Source organism: Nonomuraea aurantiaca (assembly GCF_020215705.1).
GTDB lineage: Bacteria > Actinomycetota > Actinomycetes > Streptosporangiales > Streptosporangiaceae > Nonomuraea > Nonomuraea aurantiaca.
Genome location: NZ_JAIWNB010000046.1, coordinates 25,394 through 46,629, shown reverse-complemented (window position 1 = coordinate 46,629; position 21,236 = coordinate 25,394). Strand labels below are relative to the sequence as shown.

The following is a 21,236-nucleotide window of genomic DNA, read 5'->3' as shown; positions in this document are numbered from 1 at the left end:
TGGAGGCGAACTGCTTGTAGAAGCCGCCGTGGGTCAGTCCGGCCGCCTTCATGAGGTCGGCGACGCTGACGTGGGTGCCCTGTTCGCGGAGGAGCCGGGAGGCGGTTTCCACGATCCGCCTGCGGTTTTCCTGTGCTTGCGCCTGTGACACGCGGCCCATCGGCCACCCCCTCATTTGGATGTCGGCTGTCATCTATCCTATGCTTCCAGCTTAGATTACAAACGTAATCTAAATGAGCCCGCAACGCTGGGAGCAGACATGGAACTGAAGAACGCGGTCGCCGTGGTCACGGGCGCCAACCGAGGGCTGGGTCGCCATCTGGCCCTCCAACTGCTGGAGCGCGGCGCGAAGGTGTACGCGGCGGCCCGCCGCCCGGAGAGTGTGGACGTGGCCGGCGCCATCCCGCTGCGTCTGGACGTGACCGACGAGGAGTCCATCCGGGCCGCGGCCCGCCTGGCATCGGATGCGACGCTGCTGGTCAACAACGCCGGGATCTCCACCGGCACCCCGCTGATCGCCAGCGACCTGGAGGCGGTGCGGCTGGAGATGGAGACGAACTTCTTCGGCCCGCTCGCCGTGACCCGGGCCTTCGCCCCTGTCATTGAGGGCAACGGCGGCGGCGCCGTGGTCAACGTCCTGTCCGTGCTGTCCTGGTGGCACCCCGCCGCGACCGGGGCCTACGCCGCGGCCAAGGCCGCCGCCTGGGCGCAGACCAACGCGGTTCGCGAGGAGCTGGCGCCGCGCGGCATCACCGTCTCGGCGCTGCACGTCGGGTACATGGACACCGACATGGCCGTTAGCGTTCCCGCCGAGCAGAAGACCGACCCCGCCGACGTCGCCGCCCAGCTCCTGCACGGCATCGAGAACGGCCTGCCGGAAATCCTCGCCGACGAGGTCACCCGGAACATCAAGCAAAGCCTGTCCACCACGCCGAACCCAGCCTGAACCGTCCCGCACGCGGACGAGAAAGGGAAACGATGATGAGGGCCTTCATGGTCGACAGCTACGGCGGCGAGGCTGGTGTGCGGGCCGGCGAGAGGCCGGACCCGCAGGTCGGCGCGGACGACGTGCTGATCCGGATCCACGCGGCAAGCGTCAACCCGCTCGACCTCAAGACCCGGGACGGGGAGTTCAAGGCGATCCTGCCGTACCGGGTCCCGTTCGTCCTGGGCAACGACCTGGCCGGGGTGGTGGTCGAGGTGGGTGCGGCCGTCAGCCGGTTTGCGGTGGGCGATGAGGTCTACGCGCGGCCCGACAAGGACCGGATCGGCACGTTCGCCGAACTCATCGCCGTGCACCAGGACGACGTCGCGACCAAACCGGCCACGCTGACCATGGAGGAGGCCGCGTCCCTTCCCCTGGTCGCCCTGACCTCGTGGCAGGCGCTGGTCGAGCGGGCACACCTGCGACCGGGCCAGAAGGTCCTCATCCACGCGGGCTCCGGCGGCGTCGGCACCATCGCCATCCAACTGGCCAAACACCTGGGCGCGCACGTGGCCACGACCACGAGCACCGCCAACGTCGACCTGGTGAAGAGCCTGGGCGCGGACGTCGTCGTCGACTACAAGAAGCACGCGTTCGAGACGGTCCTGCACGACTACGACGTCGTCCTGGATCCCCTCGGCGGCGAGACCCTCACCAAGTCCCTGCGAGTACTCAAACCCGGCGGGAAGATCATCAGTATCGCGGGCCCGCCCGACGCCGCCTTTGCCCGGGAACTCGGGGCGAATCCGATCATCCGGCTGGCGATGACCGCGCTGAGCTTCCAGACCCGCCGCCACGCCCGACGCCACCGCGTCACGTACTCGTTCCTGTTCATGAAGGCCAGCGGCGACCAGCTCCGCGAGCTCACCCAGCTCATCGACGCGGGCGAGATCCGGCCCGTCGTCGACCGCGTCTTCCCGTTCAAGGAAACCCGACAAGCACTGGCCTACCTCGAGGCAGGACGCGCCAAAGCCGGCAAGGTCGTCGTCACGATGACCTAAGAAACAGCTCTTAATCGAGATCCACACCGGCTGGTCTTAGTGAACAACTCATAGTTGTGTGACTTCGGTCAACCGGTTGTTTGACGAGCCTACTAGCTGCGCGTTTTGATCTCTCCATCAACGAGTGGTTGTTTCTGGGAGATGGCGGGGTGCGTGTTGGGAAGGTCGCTGGAGTGGCAGTTCAGGTGGTACTGGGCCGCGTACGCGGTCAGCACGTTCGGCACATGGCGCCGGTCTCCTCCTCCCCCGACACGACCACACGCCCCACCTCAAGGACGCCGACCAGGCGCCACCCGAAAGGCAAACACTCCTATGAGCACCGCCGCCGCGCTAGACCCCGCAAGCACCGCCCTGCTCGTCATGGACTATCAGCCCGCGATCCTCGCGCTACTCCCAGAAAGCGACAGTGAAGCCCTGCTGGGACGCATGGAAAAGGTCATCGCCGACGTGCGCGCCAGTGGCGGCACCGTCGCCTATGTCCGGGTCGGCTTCACCGAGGCCGACTGGGCCGCGATCCCGCCCACCAACAGGTCCTTCGCACCGATCGCCCAGCACCGTCTCATGCACCACGCAGACCTTGACACCGCTATCCACGAACGTCTCGCTCCCCAGGACGAAGACATCGTCGTGCGTAAGATCCGTTACGGAGCCCTCTCCACCAGCGACCTCGACCAGCGGCTGCGCGAACACGGCATCACCACTCTGATCATCGCGGGCATCAGCACCAGCGGCGTCGTCCTGTCCACCGTCCTCGACGCGGCCGACCGCGACTACCAGCTCTACGTCCTGGCCGACGGCGTCGCCGACCCTGACCCCGAAGCGCACGACGTCCTGCTCCATCAGGTCTTTCCCTCACGGGCACACATCCTCGAAACCGCCGAGCTGCACACCCTCCTGCGGGCCGACTGACGCCGGCCTGGCCCGCTGGACGAAGGCCGAGGCCATCCGGCGGACACGCGAGCGGGACCCGTACATCGACCTCGCCCTGTGACCTACCGCCGGCGGGCCGGTGGTTTCGCGGCCGATTGTCGGTGAGGATGGGGGTGTGTCCGCGCGGCTGTCCTGGTTGGCTTCGGTGCGACGCTCGCGCAGGGTTCCGGCCGGGGTCGCGATCGTCCTGGTGGTGCTGGGCGTCGTCGCGACCGCCGTCTCGCTGGACGCGCCGTCCGACGGCAGCATCGTGCGGCTGGGCTGGTCGACGTGGCGTCTGGACGGCGTCGTGGTGGACATGCCGGCCGCGCCCTCGGTGCCTGGGCTGCGGACCGGGGACCTGGTGATCGCCGTCGCGGGCAGGCGCCTGGCCGACGGGCTCGGCGCCGTCTCTCGTCCCGGCCTGGGCGCGAGCGTCCCGTACGGCGTGGCCGGCAAGGACGCGGTCGTGGCGGTACGCGTCGATCGGCCCGACCCGTACCCGCTGCTCGTGCAGGGCTGGGGCAACCTCGTGTTCGTCCTCGCGCTGGCGGGGCTGGCGGCCGCCCTGTACCTGCGGCGGCCCGAGGCGCCCGCGACGGCCCCGCTGCTCGTGCTCGCGGCCGGGCTGCTGGGCAGCACGCTCACCGTCGCCGTCGGGCTGCCCGTACTCACGCTGGCCACCGGCGGCCCTCAGCTCTGGCTGTTCCACATCAACGCGATCGTGTCGTACTCCATCGGCTGGGGAGCGTTCCTGGCCTTCGTGCTCGCGTTCACGGCTCGCCAGCCTCTGTCGCCCCGTACCCGCAAGACGATCGCCGTCGCGTACGCCGCGCCCCTGGCCGCGATGGCCGCGTGGAGCGGGGTCGCGGCGCTGGTGGCGCCTGACACGCTGCGGTGGCTCGGTCTGCTGCACAGCGGTCAGACGGCGGTGGTGGCGCTGGTGCTGGTGGCCGGGACGGTCTGGGGCGCGATCAGCTATCGCGGCAACCCGGATCCGCTGATGCGCGGGCGGATGCGCTGGATGCTGGGCGGCGGCGCGGCCGCGGCCGTACTCGGCATCGCGGGCTGGCACCTCCCGGAACTGATCATCGGAACGCAGCCGCTGCCCTGGGGCGCGCTCGGCCTGACGGGGCTGCCGTTCGTGGCCGGGATCGGGGTCGCGCTGCGCCGCCACCGCCTGTTCAACGTCGAGAGGCTGGCCAACCGCTCGCTGGTGTACGCCACCGTGGTCGCGATCCTGGTCGCCGGGTACGCCACCGTGGTCGCGATCCTGGTCAGCGTGCTGCGGCTGTCGGGCACCGTGGCCGCCGCACTCGCCGCGGCCAGCGCGGCGCTCGCGCTGGCGCCGCTGCGCAACGCGGCGCAGAGCACCGTCAACCGGGTGATGTACGGCGACCGCCACGACCCGGAGGGGGCGCTGACCCGCCTCGGGGCACGGCTGCAGGCGGTGCTGCTGCCCGCCGAGATGCTACCGGCGATCGTGGAGACCGTGGCCCGGTCGTTACGCGTGCCGTACGTGGCGATCGACCTGGTGGACGGCGCGGGCGAACGCCACTCGGCGGCCCGGCACGGCGTCGCGGCGGGCGAGGTGCACGCCGAGCCGCTGCGCTACCACGGGACGCTCGTCGGGCTGCTGCTGGTCTCGGCGCGCGGCTCGGACGACCCGCTCGACCCCATCGACCTCAGCCTGATCGCCTCGCTGGCGCAGCAGGTGGGAAGCGCGGTGCAGGCGGTACGGCTGCACGACGACCTGGCCCGCTCCCGCGCCGAGGTGGTGGCCTCGCGGGAGGACGAACGCCGCCGGCTGCGCCGCGACCTGCACGACGGGCTGGGACCGACGCTGGCCGCGATCGGGCTCAAGGCCGCGCTGGCGGCCCGTGCCGTACCGGGTGACTCGGCGGCGCGTTCCCTGCTCGGCGAGATATCCGCGGAGGCGAGCGCGTCGCTGACCGACATCCGGCGCCTGGTCGAGGCGCTGCGCCCGCCCGCGCTGGACGAGCTGGGCATCGTCGGAGCGGTACGCTCCCGGGCGGCGACCCTGGCGGGAGCAATGCCGATCGAGGTCATCGGCGAGGAAGGCTTGCCGCCGCTGCCCGCCGCGGTCGAGACGGCGGCCTACCGGATCGCCGTCGAGGCGATCACCAACGCGGTCCGGCACAGCGGCGCGACCGGCTGCACCGCCGAGATCGCGCTGGCGGCCGACGGCGTCGAGGTGACGGTACGCGACGACGGCCCCGGGCTCGATCCTGAGCGGGCGCCCGGGGTGGGGCTGCGTTCCATGCGGGAGCGGGCCGCCGAGGTCGGCGGGGAATGGTCGATATGCTCCCTGCCCGAGGGGGGCACCTGTGTGCGCGCCTTCCTGCCGGCGGCGACGGGCTCACGGTCACCTCCCGGATGCGGGCCGCCGCTCTGCCCACGCGTGCGCTGATCCTGACGATGTACGACGACGACGAGAACGTCCTGGCCGCCCTGCGGGCCGGCGCCCACGGCTACGCGCTCAAGGGCGCCGGCCCCGAGGAGATCACGGCCACGGTCCGCGCGGTCGCCCGCGGCGAGGCGGTCTTCGGTGCCGGCGTGGCGACGCGGCTGCTCGCGCACTTCTCCAAGGCCGTCGTGGCCTCCCCGTTCCCGCAGCTCACCGAACGGGAACATGAGGTGCTCGGACTGGTCGCCCGGGGCCTGGACAACACGGCGATCGCGCGGCGCCTCGGCGTGAGTGGCAAGACCGTGCGCAACCACGTCTCGAACGTACTGACCAAGTTGCAGCTGGCCGACCGGCCCGCGGCGATCGTACGTGCCCGCGAGGCGGGACTCGGCGGAGCGCCCGAATCCTCCTGACGCCCCCTTTCGCCGACACCGCGTCCGGGAACAACCTCCCGGATCGACCGGGACCCGTGACCCATGACGACGGGACACGGTATCGCCCACCCTGAGGGTGACTGATCGACGAGCCACCTTCAGGAAAGGACGATCCCATGCGCGGTACCCGAAGGACGCTGGGCGCCATATCGACCGCTGCGGCCCTGATCGCGGGGCTGACCTTCGCCACCACCGGAACCGCCCACGCGCAGGGCACCACCGCCCTGGCCACCAAGACCTTCACCTTCGGAACGATGCGGGCGGGCGACTGCACGATGTTCTCGGGCGCCCGATGGACCTTGACCTCCACCGGCAAGGCCTCCTTCGACGGCACGGTCACCAGCAGTGATGACGGCGACGCCTGGCTGATGTGGGCGAAGATCAAGGACGAGAACGGCGCCGTGCTCGGCTGGCTGCGACACACCCGCTCCAACCCCACGAACCTGACGAAGTTCGTCATGAACATGCCCAGCCACACCGAGCCGTACCGGTGGCAGATCAAGGACACCGAGGCGGAGTTCGACCCCGCGCTGTTCCCGCTCATCCAGCACATGTCGCTGAGCAAGCACTGCTGAGCCCGCACCGCCGGGCCTGACGACGGACATGAGAGCGCGGGCGCTCGGCGGGCTGGGGCTGCTGGTCTCGGCGATGCTCTGCCTCGCCGGGACCCTGACCGCATCCGCCGAGGTGATGTGGGGGGCCGGCGCATGGGCCGGGGCGATGTGGGGGGCCGGCGCATGGGCCGGGGTGGCGGCGACCGCGACGGTGTACCGCGACGTCGCGCGGCACGCAGGACGGGGGCGGGCCGCCGTCGCACTGGCCCTGCTCGGGGTGGTCGCCTCGGCCTGGATGGTCGAGGCGACGCTGTGGGCCGCCGGCGGGCGGTGGGTCGCGGCGCAGTCCGTCCCGCGGCTCGCCTTGGCCTGTGCCGCCGCCGTCGGCATCGCGCTGCTGGCGTACGGGCTCACCCGCGCCGGACTAGTCCGGCCGGCGGCTGGAGCGGCCATCGCGTTCGCCGCGCTGCTCGGCCCGCTCACCGGCGATCCGGGAGCCCCCTACCTCCTGGGCGCCGGGCCCCTCGGCGTCGCTCTGCTCGCCGGCGCGATCCGAACACGCATCCCGGCACGGAGGTCGCAGGACGGCCCGGCTTGATCCATAGGATACGAAAGGAAAGATCGTCATGACCAACCCGAACTTCTCATCGTGGCAGAGCCAGCAGAACGCCAGCCAGAACGCGGCCAGGGCGGCCCAGTGGGCGCGCCAATCCACTCAGGACTCGGCGCGGCTGGCGCGCCGGTCCGGCCGGTCGAGCTTCGTCGGCAACGCGATCGCACTGCTGATCGTCATCGCCGTCCTCGTCGTCGCCGCGCCGTTCGTCCTGGAGATCATCGCCCGCGTCGGCTTCTGAGGCTTCCAGGGATGTGTTCGCCCCGCCGTCGCCGCGGGGTGGCTGGGGGCGACCTGCCAGACCATGCTGCCCCGCATCGACCTGCCGGAGCTGCTGCTGGAGGCGCGCGCCTGAACCGGGCTCCTGGACGCCAAAGGTCGCACCCGCCGGAGACTCGTGCGCTCAGGGGGTAGCGCGGCGGCGGAAACGGTGAGGAAACACGCCGCTGTGTTGCATGTCCGCGTGACTCGATACCGATCATCATCCTCGCCGCCGGCATGGTCCAGGCGAAGGATGCTTGGCCTGCTGGGGGCGCTTCCGTTAGGAAGCATGAGCGGCCCGTCCGGCTTTGGCGTCAAAAATCCCCTGGACCAGAGCGGGACAGGCGGTCCCGCCGTCGCCGCCGGAATCCAGGAAATCATCCGCAGGCCTGAGTTCCAGGGCTCTCGCTGGGGCATGAGGTTCTGTTCGCTGCGTTCGGGCGAAGACCTCTATGCGATGAACACAGATCAGCTGTTCATCGCGGGGTCCTCGTTCAAAATCTTCCCCGCCGGCACCGCCTTCTCGACACTAGGCGACGGATACCGGTTCCGTACCCGGCTGCATCGCACGGGCCCGATCGTGCGGGGCGTCCTGAAGGGCGATCTGGTCCTGGTCGCGGGCGGGGACCTGCTGCTGGGCGGCCGCGTCCAGCGCGGCGGCAGGCTTTCCCTGCCGGATCCCGACCACACCTACAACGCGAAGCGGCTCGCCGGCGACCCACTGGGCACTCTCCGGGACCTCGCTCGCCAGGTGAGAGCCCAGGGGATCCGCCGCGTCGAAGGCGGCGTCCTGGTCGACGCCTCGCTGTTCCGCCAAGGGCTGGAGGACGTCTTCAGCGACGGCATGAAGGCGGCGGTGTCCCCCATGATGGTCAACGACAACGTCGTGGACGTGTCGGTACGGCCAGGGGCGCGGGTGGGCACGCCGGGGCTCGTGCGGCTGTCTCCGGACCTCGGGTACGTGCGGATCACCAACGAGGTGACCACCATCGCCGCGGGCACGGCGGACGCGCGACGGCTGACGTTCACCGGCGACGTCACGAACCCGGACGGTACGCATCAGGTGCGACTGGCCGGCGACGCCGTCCTCGGCGGCCAGGAGCAGTTCATCGCCTACCACGTGCCCGAGCCGACGCGTTTCGCCGAGATCGCCTTCACCAACGCACTCCAGGACGCCGGGGTAGGCGTGGACGCCGACCGGCAGGCAGCGACGGACCGCGACCGACGGGCGGCGTACGCCAAGACCCGCGACCTCCTGGTTGAGCACCTCTCACCGCCGTTGTCGGAGGAGGTGAAGGTCATGCTCAAGGTGAGTTCGAACGTGCATACCGTCCACTTCCCCTATCTGGTCGGGGCGATCGCCGGACACGAGGCGCGCAACGCCAAGCAGCGGGGCGACGAACTCCAGAGCCGGCTCTTCCGGCAGGCCGGACTGGACCCGAACCCGCCGGGCGCCTCCGACGTGAAATACACGCCCGACTTCTTCATCGGGTTCCTCCGCCACATGGCGCGACAACCGTACTTCCACGCCTTCCACCGGGCCATGCCCATCATGGGCAGAGACGGAACCTTGGCCGGCGTTCAGGTGGACTCGCCCGCCGCGGGGCATGTCTACGCCAAGACCGGCACAGCCGGCACGACATCCCCCGCCACCGGCAAGCCGCTGCTCACCAAGGCGCTGGCCGGATACATCGAGCTTCCCGACGGCTCCTGGACGGCGTTCGCCGCGTTCATGGAGCAGGAAGCCGCCTCTGCCGATCTCCTCACGGTCGCGGGCCAGGCGCTGGGCGAGATTGCGACAGTCGTTTACAACGAGACGAGCCCTTCATGACCCACGAACCATCGACCTCGCGTACCTCCCGGCGCTCGGTACTGGGCCTGCTGAGCAGCGTTCCGGTCGCGGCCGGCCTGCTCGCGGCCGGCCGGCCCGCGCAAGCGGAGGCCTCGACCTTCCGCTCGATACCCGCAGATCTGCGGCCCGGCGGAAAGTTCGACCGTTTCGTCGCCGACCAGGCCGCCAAGGACCTGTTCTCCGGCGTCGTGCTGCTGGCCTACCAGGGCAGGCCGGTGCTGCGCCGCGCCTGCGGCATGGCGAACAAGGCCGCTTCCCTTCCCAACCGGTTGGATACCCGTTTCGATCTCGCGTCGGTGACCAAGGCCTTCACCGCTGTGGCGGTCGCCCAGCTTGCGCAGCAGAGAAAGATCGCTTTCCACGAGAAGATCGGCACCTATCTCCAGGGGTTCCCGGCGGAGATCGGCCAGACCGTCACCGTCCACCAGTTGCTGACGCACACCTCCGGCATCGGCAGGCCGGCCGTCGGCACGGAACCGCCGACCAGACCGGAATGGGACACGGTCCAGAAGCTGTGGGACGGCACCGCCAAGGCCATCCGCGCGCTGCCGCCGCAGTTCACCCCCGGTACCCAGTACCGCTACAGCAACGACGGTTTCTTCCTGCTCGGCGAGATCGTGGCCACGGTGTCAGGGCGGTCCTACTACGACTATGTCCGCGAGCACATCTTCGCGCCGGCCGGGATGACCCACTCCGACTTCTTCACCAAGCCCCAGGTGACGGCCGACCCGACCATCGCACGCCCATATGCCACCCAGCGGTCCGGCCCGCGTGTCGACTTCACCACCAGCGACTTCTTCCCGTTCGTCGGCGGCCCGCATCGCGGCGCCTACTGCAGCGCCACCGACGTGCTCGGCTTCGTGCGCGCCCTGCGGAACGGGACGCTGCTCAGCCCGGCCTATGCCGAACTGTTCACCACGGCAAAGATGATCATGCCTCCGTCAGAACAGCAGGGTCTCACCCGCGAGCACCTGTTCTACGGCTACGGCTTCATCGACGCCATCGTCAACGGCCGGCACGTCGTCGGCCACTCCGGCGGCTCCGCGGGCGCCGCCAACAACCTGGACACCTTCCCGGGCCAGAACTGGGTGGCGATGATCTTCGGCAACTACGACACCCCCATAGCCCCCATCGTCGAGATGGCACGACAGATCATCACCTGATACGCCCGGCCGAGTGCCGGCGCGATTTCCCGACATATTCGACTCCGAGGGAGTTGTTCCTTTGAATCACGCGACCGTTGTCCGCACCATCACCGCGGCGACCCTGCTGCTGGCCACCACCTCGCCGGCCACGGCAGCCTCAACTCGCAGCGCTGCGACAGGGGACGTTCAACAGGCGATGGACGCCCTGGCCAAGACTCCCGGCGTGGTCGGCGCCATCGGCGGGGCGTACGCGGACGGCAAACCGGCCGGCCAGGGATCCGCGGGCTCCCGGCTGCTCGACGGCAAGGGAGGCACGATTCCCGCGAACTCCCGGTTCCGCATCGGATCACAGTCCAAGCAGATGGTGGCCACCGTGCTGCTCCAGCTGGTCGAGGAGGGCAGGCTCGGCCTGGACGACAAACTCGGCGATCTGCTGCCCGAGGTGGCCGCCGACGGGCTGGTGGAGCTGGCCGACGAGATCACCGTGCGGCAGTTGATCCAGCACACGTCCGGCATCCCCGACTGGTTCCACAAGGGCTCCTCAACGACACCGGCGTTCGACGTCTTCGACTTCACCACTTATTACCGGCCGATCGACATAGTGAAGATGACCCGCGGGTGGCCACGCACCGGGGCACCCGGTGAGAAGTTCGCCTACTCCAACACCAACTACACTCTCATCGGCATGATCATCGAGAAGGTGAGCGGCCACACTCTGGCGGACGAGCTCAACCGGCGTCTGTTCCGGCCGCTGGGCATGACCCGGACCTACCAGCTCACCAAGCCTCCGCAGGGCATCAAGGGCCCGCACGGGCACGGGTACTACCCCGACTCCACCGGCAGGCTGCGCGACGTGCACCGGTTCAACGCCAGTTACGGCAACGGAGCCGGAGGCGTGGTCTCCACCACGCACGACGTCAGCGCCTTCCAGCGAGCCTTCACACAGGGCAGGCTGCTGCCGCCATCCCTGCAGCAGATCCTCACCCCACCCCCTGCGGGCGGAGGCGGGCAGCAAGGACCAGGCCTGTGCGGAGGAAAGTTGAAAGGTGACATGCCCGGCGGGTCGGCACCCGGCCTGACCGCGTTGACCTTCGCCTCGGCCGACGGCCGGCGCCAGTTCGCCATATCCGTCACGGTGAGCACCGCCGACACCCGCAGCGTCATCCCCGCGATGATCAAGGCCGTCGAAGCGGTGCTCTGCCCGGTGAACTGAAGCCACGTTTCAGCAGCCTCATGGCCGCCGAGGCCGCCAACGAAGGCGTCCGCAGCGTGAGGCTGACTCGCCTGTGTGCCGAGCTCGGCGACGGCTTCCGGCTGTCGTACGAGAGCGCGGCCCGCTCCGCCGAGGTCCTCGGCCTCGACGTCGGCGACCTCGTACTGGAGGCCGAACGCGGCCGCGTACGCCGCAAGGCCGGCGCCATCGATACGAACCAGACCACCATAGGATTTCGACCCGATCGGCGCCGGCTGCCGGGGTGCGCCTCTCGGCATGGGGCTGTCCGTATGTCGCGGGAACGATGGCTTCGTAGGTGCAGCGTTCGGCGTCGTTTTTCGCTACTGCAGTTGGTCGCGGCGGCGGGTGAGGTAGGCGGTCTCGCCGGTGTTGCCGGCCAGTTCAATGGCCCGGTCGTAGGCCGCGCGTGACTGCCGGCTGTGGCCCAGCCGGCGCAGCAGGTCGGCGCGGGTGGCGTGGTAGGCGTGATAGCCGGCCAACGCCTCGGCGAGGCGGTCAACGATGGCCAGCGCCACCTCCGGCCCGTCGAGCTCGGCCACGGCGATGGCCCGATTGAGGGCGATGATCGGCGAGGGGTCGAGGCGGACGAGCTGGTCGTAGAGGGCGAGGACCTGCGACCAGTCGGTGTCGCGGATGTCGCGGGCGGAGGTGTGCACCGCGTTGATCGCGGCGAGGATCTGATAGCGGCCCGGAGCCACCCCGGCGGCGGCAGCGGCCAGGCGCTCGCGCACCAGCCGATGACCTTCGGCGATCAGTTCCGCGTCCCAGGCGCCGCGGTCCTGCTCGGCCAGGGCGACCAGTTCGCCGCCGGCCGAGACCCGGGCGGGGCGGCGGGCCTCGATGAGCAGCATCAGCGCCAGCAGGCCGGCCACCTCTCCGTCCTGCGGCAGGAGTGCGCGGATCAGGCGGGTGAGCCGGATCGCCTCGGTGGTCAGGTCGTGTCGTACGGGATCGGTGTCGGACCCGCTGGCCAGGTAGCCCTCGTTGAAGACGAGGAACAGGACGGCCAGGACGCCGGAGACACGCGCCGGCAGATCGTCGGCGGACGGCATCCGATAGGGGATGCGAGCCGCCTTGATCTTGGCCTTCGCGCGGGTGATGCGCTGCTCCAAGGTGCTCCCCTGCACCAGGAAGGCACGGGCGATCTCGGGCACGGTCAGACCGCCGACCATCCGCAGCGTCAACGCCACGCGCGCTTCCATCGCCAGCGCCGGGTGGCAGCAGGTGAAGATCAGCCGGAGCCGGTCGTCGTCGACGGCGCCCAGCGGCTCGGGCGGGGCGTTGTCGTACACCATCTGGGCCTCCTTGTGCTTGTCGTCGCGTTTGTTCTCGCGCCGGATCCGGTCGATGGCCTTACGGTTGGCGGTGGTGGTCAGCCACGCGCCCGGGTTGGGCGGCAGGCCGTCGGCCCGCCACCGCTCGACGGCGGTCGCGAACGCCTCGGCCGCTGCCTCCTCGGCGATGCCGAGGTCACCGAAGCGCCTGGTCAGTGCGGCCACCACCCGCGCCCACTCGTCGTGGTGGGCCCGGGTGATCGCCTCTTCGACGTCGCTCACTGGAACGGACGCACCTCGATCTTCCGATCGCAGACCTTCGACGCCTCGGCGGCGAGCTTGAGCGCCACATCCAGATCGGGGGCCTCCCACACCCAGACGCCGGCGAGGTACTCCTTCGACTCCACGAAAGGCCCGTCGCTGAACACCGCCTGCTCGCCCCGGTTGTCGATGACCGTGGCCGCGTCGGTGTCCGCGAGTCCGCCCGCGAAAACCCAGTAGCCCTCGGCGATCAGCCGTTCGTTGAACGCGCTGATGGCAGGCTGCCTGTCCGTGCTGCCGGGATTGCTCTTGTCATCGATCACGGAAACCAGGTAACGCATCTGAAGATCATCTCCTGTGGTGTCAAGACAGCGTGGTTCGGTGGTCCGGGACTTCAGGCCGTTGCGTACCGCGGGCGCCCGGCCGGCCGGTAGACCTGGATCGTCACGCCCTTCGAGTCGACCCGCGACTCGACCAGGTCGAGCGCGAGATCCGGACCGCTCTCCGGGAACAGTCTCGCCCCCCTGACCGAGGATCACGGGGACCACGATCATCATCATCTCGTCGACCAGGGCGTTCTCCAGCAGCCACCGGGTCAGGATGCCACTGCCGTGCACCTGCAGCTCACCCCCGGGCTTGGCCTTCAGCTCACCGATGGCCGCCGCGAGGTCACCGCGGAGAACGGTCGTGCCCTCCCAACGCGGAGCGGTGAGCGTGGTCGAGGCAACGTACTTCGGGGCCGCGTTCAAGGCCACGCCGATGGGATGTGCGCTTGATCCCCAGGAGGTGAACAACTCGTAGGTGCGCCGGCCGAACAGGAACGCCTCGGCGCGCTGGCAGGTCTGCGTGATGAATGTCCTGGTCTCGTCGTCACCCGCCCCCCGGGCCCATCCGCCGCGCTCGAATCCGTTCCTGCGGTCCTCATCCGACGCGCCGCCGTTCCCCTGCATCACTCCGTCGATGGTGACCTGAGTCACGGTCGTCAGCTTCATGAGCGCGGTTCCTTTGCCTTGGCGCCGCCCCTTACGGGCGGCCTCACCCCTGCTACGAACACCACCGCGCCGATCCGACAGCTCCTCCCGGACTTCTTCGAAGAATTTTCCGGGACGCCGGTCGTCATCGATCCGACCGCACGACAGTGTCGGCGGCGACCGCGCTCCATGCGAGCTGGTGATCAAGCGGCCGGCTCGACGTCGGTGAAGTCGGCCTCCTTACGCCACCATGGATGGCATCCACACGGGGGTCAGCCGTTGGTGACCCAGTCCATGTGTTCGATCCAGTGGTCGAGCAGCGCCCGATCCCCCTGCAGTTCCAGCGTAGGAGCCGCATCCAAGGGGCGACGCCTGCTGATCACGAGCAGGAGCTCGACGGCTGGGCCGCGTACCACGACGTCCGCCTTGGTGTGCGCGCGTTCCAGCACGACCATGTCCGGATCCCGGCGTGCCACCCACTCCCCCGACGCGTCGGTTGCGTGGAAATGCAGAGTCTGACCGCCTCCGCGCATCGCGTCGGCGAAGCCCGGCCTGTTCTCCCAGTAGCCGCGGGAAGTCATCATGTCCAGCCAGTCCTCGATGGCCGCAACGGCAAGCTCCGGCGCCAACTCGTACCGCATGCCGAGCGCCGCAGCCGCGTCCGCGCGATGCACGCAAGCCTCGCCGAACAGCCGACGTGACCAGAACGGCACGCCGGCGGTGCCGCCCGACGGATCCCACACCGGCGTGTCATCGGCGGCCGATGCGAACGCCTGTCTCGCCTCGGCCGCGCCGTCGCTCAGCCAGGCGCGCCACTGGCCCGAATCGGTCGGACCCGGAACGTAGCCGGCGTACGCCCTGCTCGACAACGGCCTTCACATACGCGGGTGTGTCCATCGCTGTACCTCCAAGTGGCCTGTAGACCGCGTTCAGGACGAACCGCGCCCGGCGCTCGCGGGTAATCTCTTTCGTTGACTGACTAAAGCATAAGAAAACGAGCCGTAGTAGGACATTGTCCGGACATTGTCCAGGCTTTGGAGGGGCGGCAAAGTAGAGGCGGCGGTATTTATGCAGCTAACGCGGGAGGTCTGGCCGGCCATCCTCCTGAAATGGTGCAGAGTCACTCGACTATGATTCACGCGCCACCGGAGCTCTGGTCCCGCTGATCGGTTCCAAGTCCAACGGATCCGCCATCTCACCGCTGACCAGATCATGCAGGGTTCCCCGGCCGCGCCGCAGAACAGAAGGCGAGCCATACCCAGTGATGCAGGAACAAGTGAGAGGGGATAGCGCCATGGAACCGGGTTACGTCCTTGCCGGCTATCGGGTCGCTACACGCGCTGATCGTCAAGATTGGCAGGATAGCGGCCTCCCTGGTCCTGGTCTGGTGTCGCTGAGCGGCTGCGTGGTGGATCTGGTGCCAGTGGATGCCAGTGGTTGGGATGACTGGTTCGCCAGTCCCCACGAGGCTGAGATCGCCCGAGATCAGGCCGGCAAGTCGGGGTTGCACGTGCTCGGGGTCGGATTCGCTTCCGCCGATGTTCCCGGACTGCTGGCCGATATGGCCGACGGCGGCTGGGACGCATCGGCCGGCAGCCTCCCGGAACGGCTGACCCGGCGTGAGAAGTTCCCCGACTCCGGCCACCGGCGACTGGGTTTCGAACTGGTCGGTTTCGGCAGCGGAAGCTGGCACACCTGGACCTGCATCGGGAACCTCGTCACCGACGTCCACCAGGCCACCGGCGTCCAGCCGGGACCCAGTGGGCTGATCCAGGACGAACAAGACGCGCGCCGGGCCGCTCAATGGCTCACCGACTCAGGCCTCGGCGATCCGAAGGTGTTCCTCTGGGCGGCCGCACTTCTCACGGACACCCCGCGAGCGACCCTCCAGACCCAGGAATAGCACCCGGCCGCAACAACACCCTTCCACGGGGATCGTGCCTGCCGAGGTCCGGACCGATTCGCTGGACGGGACCCCGAGAGCAAGCGATCATGGCTTCATATGCCAGCAAATCAGCCAGTAAGAGCACTTTTCGGGCGGGAGTCCGAACAGCGGCGTCTCGGCGATTTCCTGGACGGCATCCGCATGAGCGGCGGGGCGATGCTGGTGCGCGGCGAGGCGGGGATCGGAAAGTCGGCCCTGCTGCAGGACACGGCGGGGATCGCCGCCGCGCGTGGCATGCGGATCTTGCGGACAGCGGGTGTGGAATCAGAGACGCACATGCCCTTCGCCGGCCTGCACCAGGTGCTGCTCCCCCTTCGTACCGAGATCGGGGAACTGCCCGCCCCGCAGCGCGACGCGCTGGGAGCGGCGTTCGGGATGACCGACGCCCGGGTGCCCGACCCGTTCCTCATCGCCTTGGCGGCGCTGAACCTGCTGAGCGAAGCCGCCGCCCGCTCGCCCGTCCTACTCCTGGTCGAAGACGCTCACTGGCTGGACCGCGCCAGCGCCGACGTGCTCGCCTTCGTCGCGCGACGGCTGGACTCCGAACCGATCGTGCTGCTGGCCGCGATACGCGACGGTTTCCAGAGCCCCCTTGACGGCGCAGAGCTGCCGGAGCTACTCCTCGATCGGCTCGATGACAGCGCTGCGACCGCCTTGCTCGACGCCGGCAGCCCCACCCTGACGCCGGCCGTGCGCACACGGTTGCTGCGGGAGGCCGCGGGAAACCCGTTGGCCCTGGTCGAGCTCCCGATCGCCGCAGAAACCCAGGACGGGAAGGGACCCCTACCACCGGAGTGGCTGCCGCTGACCACCCGGCTGGAACAGACCTTCACCGCCCGCATCTCGGGGTTCCCGCCGATCCTCCGGACCATGCTGCTGGTCGCCGCCCTCAACGACAGCACCGCCCTTTCCGAGACCCTCGACACCACTGCGCTGATCACCGGCGTACCGGTCACGGCAGACGATCTGGCCCCCGCTGTCACCGTACGGCTGGTCGACGTGCACGAAGCCGGAATGTCGTTCCGGCACCCGCTCATGCGCTCGGCGATCTACCAGGGGGCGAGCATCTCCCAGCGGCACGCGGTGCACGCCGCCTTGGCCGACGTCCTCACCCGCTGGCCGGACCGTCGCCTCTGGCACCGCGCGGCATCCACCCCCAGACCGGATGAGACCATCGCCGTCGAGCTGGAGACCACGGCCAAAAGCGTGCGACGTCGGGGCGACCTGCTGTCGGCCGTCACGGCGCTGGAGCACGCCGCCAGACTCAGCGAGAATCCCGCTCACCGGTCCGAACGGCTGGTGCGCGCCGCCGAGTACGCCGCCGAAATGGGACGGCGCGACATCGTCACGCGACTGCTGGGCGAAGGCGAGCGGCTGCAACTGTCGGCCCAGCAGCGAGCCCGTATCGTGTGGATCCGCGAGACCTTCGAGGACGGCATCCGCGACGACAGCGCGGCAGCGCACTCCCTGGCCGACCTCGCCGAGAGCATGGCGGCCCAGGGACACGTCGAGCTCGCACTGAAACTCCTGTCCAGCGCGTCCTTGCGATGCTTCTGGGCGCATGCTGACGAGCGGTCGCGGCAACGCGTCGTCACCGTGGCCGAGGGCCTGCCCGTCGACGACCTGGACGGGCGGTTGCTGACGGTCCTGGCGTTCGCGGCTCCCATCGAACGGGGCAAGGTCGTGATCGAGCGACTACGCCACCTGGCCGCCCACCCGACCGGCGACCGGCTGGCGGCCCGCCTGCTCGGCAGTTCGGCGTTGATGGTGGGAGCATTCGACCTGTCAGAGGAATTCTGCGCCGCCTCGCTGCCGGCCCTGCGCGCGCAGGGCCGGCTCAGCCTCCTGGCACGAGACCTCGGGGCACAGGCGTGGAGCGCGGCCCGGCTGGCCGACCTGAGCGTGGCCATTCCCGCGGCCGAGGAGGCCGCCCGTCTGGCGCACGAGACATCCCAGCCGCTCATGCACGCCATCGCTCAGGCCACGGGCGCGGTGCTCGCCGCGCTACGCGGCGAACAAGATCGCGTGGAGAGCCTCGCGGCGGCGGCCGAGCAGGTGGCCCTGCCCATCGGAGCCCGCCCCGTGCTGGCCACGGTGCAGCATGCGCGAGGGCTCGCCGCGCTGGGCCAGGGACGTTACGCCGACGCCTTCGACCACCTGCGACGAATGCACGACCCCGCCGATCCCGCCTTCCACCTGGCGCTACGCTGCTTTTCCATCGCCGAACTCGCGGACGCCGCAGTGCACAGCGGTCAAAGCCGCGCAATCGCCGGCACCATCGAGGAACTGGAGACGGTGGCGCTCACCACACCGTCGCCGTCCTTGCACGCCGACCTGCGCTACGCCCGCGCCGTTCTGGCCGATGAGGCGGCAGCAGAACCCTTCTTCGATGCCGCGCTCGGCGCCGACCTGCGGCGATGGCCCTTCGTGCGAGCCCGGGTGCAGCTGGCCTACGGCGAATGGCTGCGGCGCCAACGGCGTACGGCCGAGTCGCGGGCGCCCTTGCGCACGGCTCGCGAGACGTTCGACGCCTTGGGAGCCATCCCCTGGAGCGAACGAGCGCGCCACGAACTGCGGGCCTCCGGCGAGAGCAGCCGCAACCGCAACCGCGAAGCACGCGACGTGCTGACCGCACAGGAACTCCAGATCGCCCAGATGGCGGCCGACGGCCTGACGAACCGGGAAATCGGCGAGAAACTCTACCTGTCCCATCGAACCGTCAGCTCCCACCTCTACAGGATCTTCCCCAAACTGGGGATCACCTCGCGATCGGCGTTGAGCACAGCCCTGCGCGTAACAGCCTGACCTCACCGCCTCGCTCGGGTGACGCTCAGTGACGCAGTCATGTGACGTACGCGAGGCACGCAGAGGGCTTCCTACGGTGAGGCCATGACCACAGGCAGATCCTTCAAGAACGGCAGCACGCCGACCGTCGTACTGGTCCACGGCGCCTTCACGGACGCCTCGAGCTGGGCGGGCGTGATCACCGAACTCCAAGCCTCCGGGATCCCCGTGACCGCGGTGGCCAACCCGCTGCGCGGACCGGCCACCGACGCCGCCTACCTCGCCGGCGTCGTCGCCGCGATCGACGGTCCGGTCCTGCTGGTGGGCCACTCCTACGGCGGTGTGGTCATCACCCGGGCCGGAGCCCAACCGGGCAACGTGGTCGGGCTGGTCTACGTGACCGCTTTCGCCCTGGACGCAGGGGAGAGCGTGCTGGACCTCACCGGCCGCTTCCCCGACAGCCTGCTGGGCCCGGCGCTGCGGCCGGCCGTCTTCCGCACAGGCGATGGAGAGGAGGCCGTGGAGCTGTACCTCAAGGACGACCACTTTCCGGCGGTCTTCGCCGCCGACCTGCCTGAGCGCCTCACCTCGGTGGCGGCCGTCGCGCAGCGCCCCATCGCGGCCGTGGCGTTCGAGGAGAGCTCTCCCGCCGCGAGCTGGACGAGTCTGCCGTCCTGGTACGTCGTCGCGACCGCCGACCAGGCGATCCATCCCGCCGCACAGCGTTTCATGGCCCAGCGCGCCGGGGCCGACACCATCGAGGTCGACGCCTCACACGCGATCGCGTTGTCACAACCGGCAGCCGTGGCCGGCCACATCCGCACCGCCGCGACCGCGACCCAGGCGGTCAAGCACACCCATCCGGCATGACAGCCGTGTTCTTGAGGAGCAACCGATGACCACACCGACCATTCCTGTCATCTTCATCCACGGCCTATGGCTGCACGCCACCTCCTGGTCCCCCTGGACCGAGCTGTTCACGACCGCCGGCTACGACGCGACGGCCCCCGGCTGGCCGGGCGACGGCGAAAGCGTTGAACTGTCCCGAAAAAACCCCGACAACATCGCCGACCACGGCATCGACGACGTCGTCGCCCACTACACGGAGATCATCAACGCCCTGGACGTCAAGCCGATCCTCATCGGCCACTCCTTCGGCGGCATGATCGCCGAGAAGCTCCTCGGGCAAGACCTGGCCAGAGCCGCGATCGCGATCGACGCCGCACAGATCAAAGGGGTACTGCCGCTGCCGCTGTCGGCGCTGCGCTCGACCCTGCCGGTGTTCAAGAACCCGGCCAACAAACACCGGGCCGTCTCCCTCACCCTCGACCAGTTCACCTACGCGTTCGGCAACGCCATCCCCGCTCAGGAGGCCGCCGAACTGTACGAACGCTGGACCATCCCCGCACCGGGCAAGCCGCTGTTCGAGGCCGCCGCCGCCAACTTGTCCCCCCACTCCCCCGCCAAGGTCGACACCGGCAACAACGCCCGGGGACCGCTGCTGCTGATCGCCGGCGGCAAGGACCACACTGTCCCCGAGACCGTCACGAAGGCGACCCTCAAGCAGTACCGGGACTCCACCGCGATCACCGACTTCCAGGAGTTCCCCGACCGCGGCCACTCCCTGACCATCGACCACGGCTGGCGTGAGGTGGCCGAGACGTGCCTGACCTGGCTCGCCGGGTACGACCTGTAGACGAGCGAAAGCGATCCGCCGCGGACTGTGCCACAGAAGGGGATGCCATGGACTTGAAACTGCACGGCAAGGTCGCGGTGGTGACCGGCGCCAGCAAGGGAATCGGACTGGCCATCACCCAGGCCCTGGTCGAGGAGGGAGTCCACGTCGTCGCCGGATCACGCCGAAGCACACCCGAACTGAAAGAACTGGGCGGAAGAGGAAGCGTGCAGGCGATCGAAGTCGATCTCGCCACCACCGCGGGCCCAGCCCACCTCATCGCCGCCGCGCTGACACACGGCCGCCTCGACATCCTGGTCAACAACGTCGGCGCGGTCGCGCCGCGCCTGACAGGATTCCTGAACGTCACCGACGAACAATGGCTGCACAGCCTGACGCTCAACCTGATGGCGACGATACGCACCACCCGCGCCGCGCTGCCGACCATGCTCGCCGCCGGGCATGGCAACATCGTGACGATCAGTTCGGTCAACGCCTTCCTGCCCGACCCGGCAGTGATCGACTACAGCGCCGCCAAAGCCGCCCTCACCAACTTCTCCAAAGCCCTGTCGAAAGAGGTCGGGGCCCACGGCATCCGAGTCAACACCATCAGTCCCGGCCCCGTCACCACGGACCTGTGGCTCGGAGACGAAGGCGTCGCCGCGACCGTCGCCCGCGCGAGCGGCGCCGACCCGCAAGCGGTGGCCGAGCAGACCGCCGCTCAAGCCGAGACCGGCAGGTTCACTCACCCGCACGAGATCGCCGACCTGGTCCTGCTCCTGTGCAGCGACCGGGCGGGGAACGTCACCGGCACCGACTTCGTCATCGACGGAGGATTCACCAAAACCCTGTGAAACCGGCCGCTTTCAGGATGAGCGATGGAACTGGCCGGGCGGCATTCTTCGAACTG

General features: G+C 69.3%; 20 protein-coding genes. 16 read left to right on the top strand and 4 right to left on the bottom strand.

The features are described 5' to 3' along the window. Positions 1-160 (bottom strand): TetR family transcriptional regulator (locus LDL49_RS52100; RefSeq protein WP_225302408.1); only part of this gene is annotated, 160 nt, incomplete at its 3' end. 99 nt (positions 161-259) lie between these two features. On the opposite strand from LDL49_RS52100, the gene LDL49_RS52095 reads away from it, so the two are divergent. The 11 genes from LDL49_RS52095 to LDL49_RS52045 all read left to right on the top strand — a co-directional run bounded on the left by LDL49_RS52095 (position 260) and on the right by LDL49_RS52045 (position 11,395). Further along, on the top strand, positions 260-946 hold the full coding sequence (locus tag LDL49_RS52095; protein ID WP_225302402.1) for an SDR family oxidoreductase: 687 nt from the start codon (positions 260-262) through the stop codon (positions 944-946). A gap of 47 nt (positions 947-993) precedes the next feature. After that, positions 994-1,986, top strand: coding sequence for an NADP-dependent oxidoreductase (locus LDL49_RS52090; RefSeq protein ID WP_225302401.1), 993 nt, complete (start codon positions 994-996; stop codon positions 1,984-1,986). A 312-nt stretch (positions 1,987-2,298) separates the two neighbouring features. Next, positions 2,299-2,895 (top strand): cysteine hydrolase family protein, encoded by a 597-nt coding sequence (locus LDL49_RS52085; protein WP_225302400.1) that lies wholly within the window; start codon positions 2,299-2,301, stop codon positions 2,893-2,895. 136 nt (positions 2,896-3,031) lie between these two features. Beyond that, complete coding sequence (locus LDL49_RS58910) at positions 3,032-5,326, top strand: sensor histidine kinase (RefSeq protein WP_225302399.1); 2,295 nt, start codon at positions 3,032-3,034, stop codon at positions 5,324-5,326. Next, positions 5,293-5,736 carry a LuxR C-terminal-related transcriptional regulator gene (locus tag LDL49_RS52075; RefSeq protein ID WP_225302398.1) on the top strand — a complete coding sequence of 148 codons (444 nt, stop codon included), beginning with the start codon at positions 5,293-5,295 and terminating at the stop codon, positions 5,734-5,736. The genes LDL49_RS58910 and LDL49_RS52075 overlap by 34 nt, the downstream gene beginning before the upstream one ends. 137 nt (positions 5,737-5,873) lie before the next feature. Next, positions 5,874-6,332: a DUF6294 family protein gene (locus LDL49_RS52070; RefSeq protein ID WP_225302397.1), complete on the top strand. Its 459-nt coding sequence runs from the start codon at positions 5,874-5,876 to the stop codon at positions 6,330-6,332. Between the two features lie 28 nt (positions 6,333-6,360). Continuing rightward, positions 6,361-6,909 carry a hypothetical protein gene (locus LDL49_RS52065; RefSeq protein ID WP_225302396.1) on the top strand — a complete coding sequence of 183 codons (549 nt, stop codon included), beginning with the start codon at positions 6,361-6,363 and terminating at the stop codon, positions 6,907-6,909. A gap of 28 nt (positions 6,910-6,937) precedes the next feature. Beyond that, positions 6,938-7,165, top strand: a complete 228-nt coding sequence (locus LDL49_RS52060; protein WP_225302395.1) for a hypothetical protein — start codon at positions 6,938-6,940, stop codon at positions 7,163-7,165. A gap of 273 nt (positions 7,166-7,438) precedes the next feature. Beyond that, positions 7,439-9,016 carry a D-alanyl-D-alanine carboxypeptidase/D-alanyl-D-alanine endopeptidase gene (gene dacB / locus LDL49_RS52055; RefSeq protein WP_308016299.1) on the top strand — a complete coding sequence of 526 codons (1,578 nt, stop codon included), beginning with the start codon at positions 7,439-7,441 and terminating at the stop codon, positions 9,014-9,016. Next, positions 9,013-10,200, top strand: coding sequence for a serine hydrolase domain-containing protein (locus LDL49_RS52050; protein WP_225302393.1), 1,188 nt, complete (start codon positions 9,013-9,015; stop codon positions 10,198-10,200). Before dacB ends, LDL49_RS52050 begins: the two co-directional genes overlap by 4 nt. Positions 10,201-10,261: 61 nt before the next feature. Then, positions 10,262-11,395: a serine hydrolase domain-containing protein gene (locus LDL49_RS52045; protein ID WP_225302392.1), complete on the top strand. Its 1,134-nt coding sequence runs from the start codon at positions 10,262-10,264 to the stop codon at positions 11,393-11,395. Positions 11,396-11,736: 341 nt separating this feature from the next. Here LDL49_RS52045 and LDL49_RS52040 read toward each other — a convergent pair whose 3' ends face one another. The 3 genes from LDL49_RS52040 to LDL49_RS52030 form a co-directional block, all read right to left on the bottom strand. Then, positions 11,737-12,972 (bottom strand): RNA polymerase sigma factor, encoded by a 1,236-nt coding sequence (locus LDL49_RS52040; protein ID WP_225302391.1) that lies wholly within the window; start codon positions 12,970-12,972, stop codon positions 11,737-11,739. Continuing rightward, a complete protein-coding gene (locus LDL49_RS52035) occupies positions 12,969-13,943 on the bottom strand; it encodes a dihydrofolate reductase family protein (RefSeq protein WP_225302390.1) in 975 nt (324 codons plus the stop codon). Before LDL49_RS52035 ends, LDL49_RS52040 begins: the two co-directional genes overlap by 4 nt. Positions 13,944-14,194: 251 nt before the next feature. Continuing rightward, the gene (locus LDL49_RS52030; RefSeq protein ID WP_225302389.1) at positions 14,195-14,791 is read right to left on the bottom strand and encodes a maleylpyruvate isomerase N-terminal domain-containing protein; all 597 of its coding nucleotides are present in this window, start codon (positions 14,789-14,791) and stop codon (positions 14,195-14,197) included. Positions 14,792-15,216: 425 nt separating this feature from the next. On the opposite strand from LDL49_RS52030, the gene LDL49_RS52025 reads away from it, so the two are divergent. The 5 genes from LDL49_RS52025 to LDL49_RS52005 all read left to right on the top strand — a co-directional run bounded on the left by LDL49_RS52025 (position 15,217) and on the right by LDL49_RS52005 (position 21,180). Continuing rightward, entirely contained in the window at positions 15,217-15,825 is a 609-nt protein-coding gene (locus LDL49_RS52025) for a hypothetical protein (protein ID WP_225302388.1), read from the top strand. Positions 15,826-15,924: 99 nt separating this feature from the next. Then, positions 15,925-18,672 carry a helix-turn-helix transcriptional regulator gene (locus LDL49_RS52020; protein ID WP_225302387.1) on the top strand — a complete coding sequence of 916 codons (2,748 nt, stop codon included), beginning with the start codon at positions 15,925-15,927 and terminating at the stop codon, positions 18,670-18,672. Between the two features lie 84 nt (positions 18,673-18,756). After that, on the top strand, positions 18,757-19,521 hold the full coding sequence (locus LDL49_RS52015; protein WP_225302386.1) for an alpha/beta fold hydrolase: 765 nt from the start codon (positions 18,757-18,759) through the stop codon (positions 19,519-19,521). 25 nt (positions 19,522-19,546) lie between these two features. Beyond that, entirely contained in the window at positions 19,547-20,347 is an 801-nt protein-coding gene (locus LDL49_RS52010; protein WP_225302385.1) for an alpha/beta hydrolase, read from the top strand. Between the two features lie 47 nt (positions 20,348-20,394). Continuing rightward, entirely contained in the window at positions 20,395-21,180 is a 786-nt protein-coding gene (locus LDL49_RS52005; RefSeq protein ID WP_225302384.1) for an SDR family NAD(P)-dependent oxidoreductase, read from the top strand. The last annotated feature ends 56 nt before the right edge of the window (positions 21,181-21,236 follow it).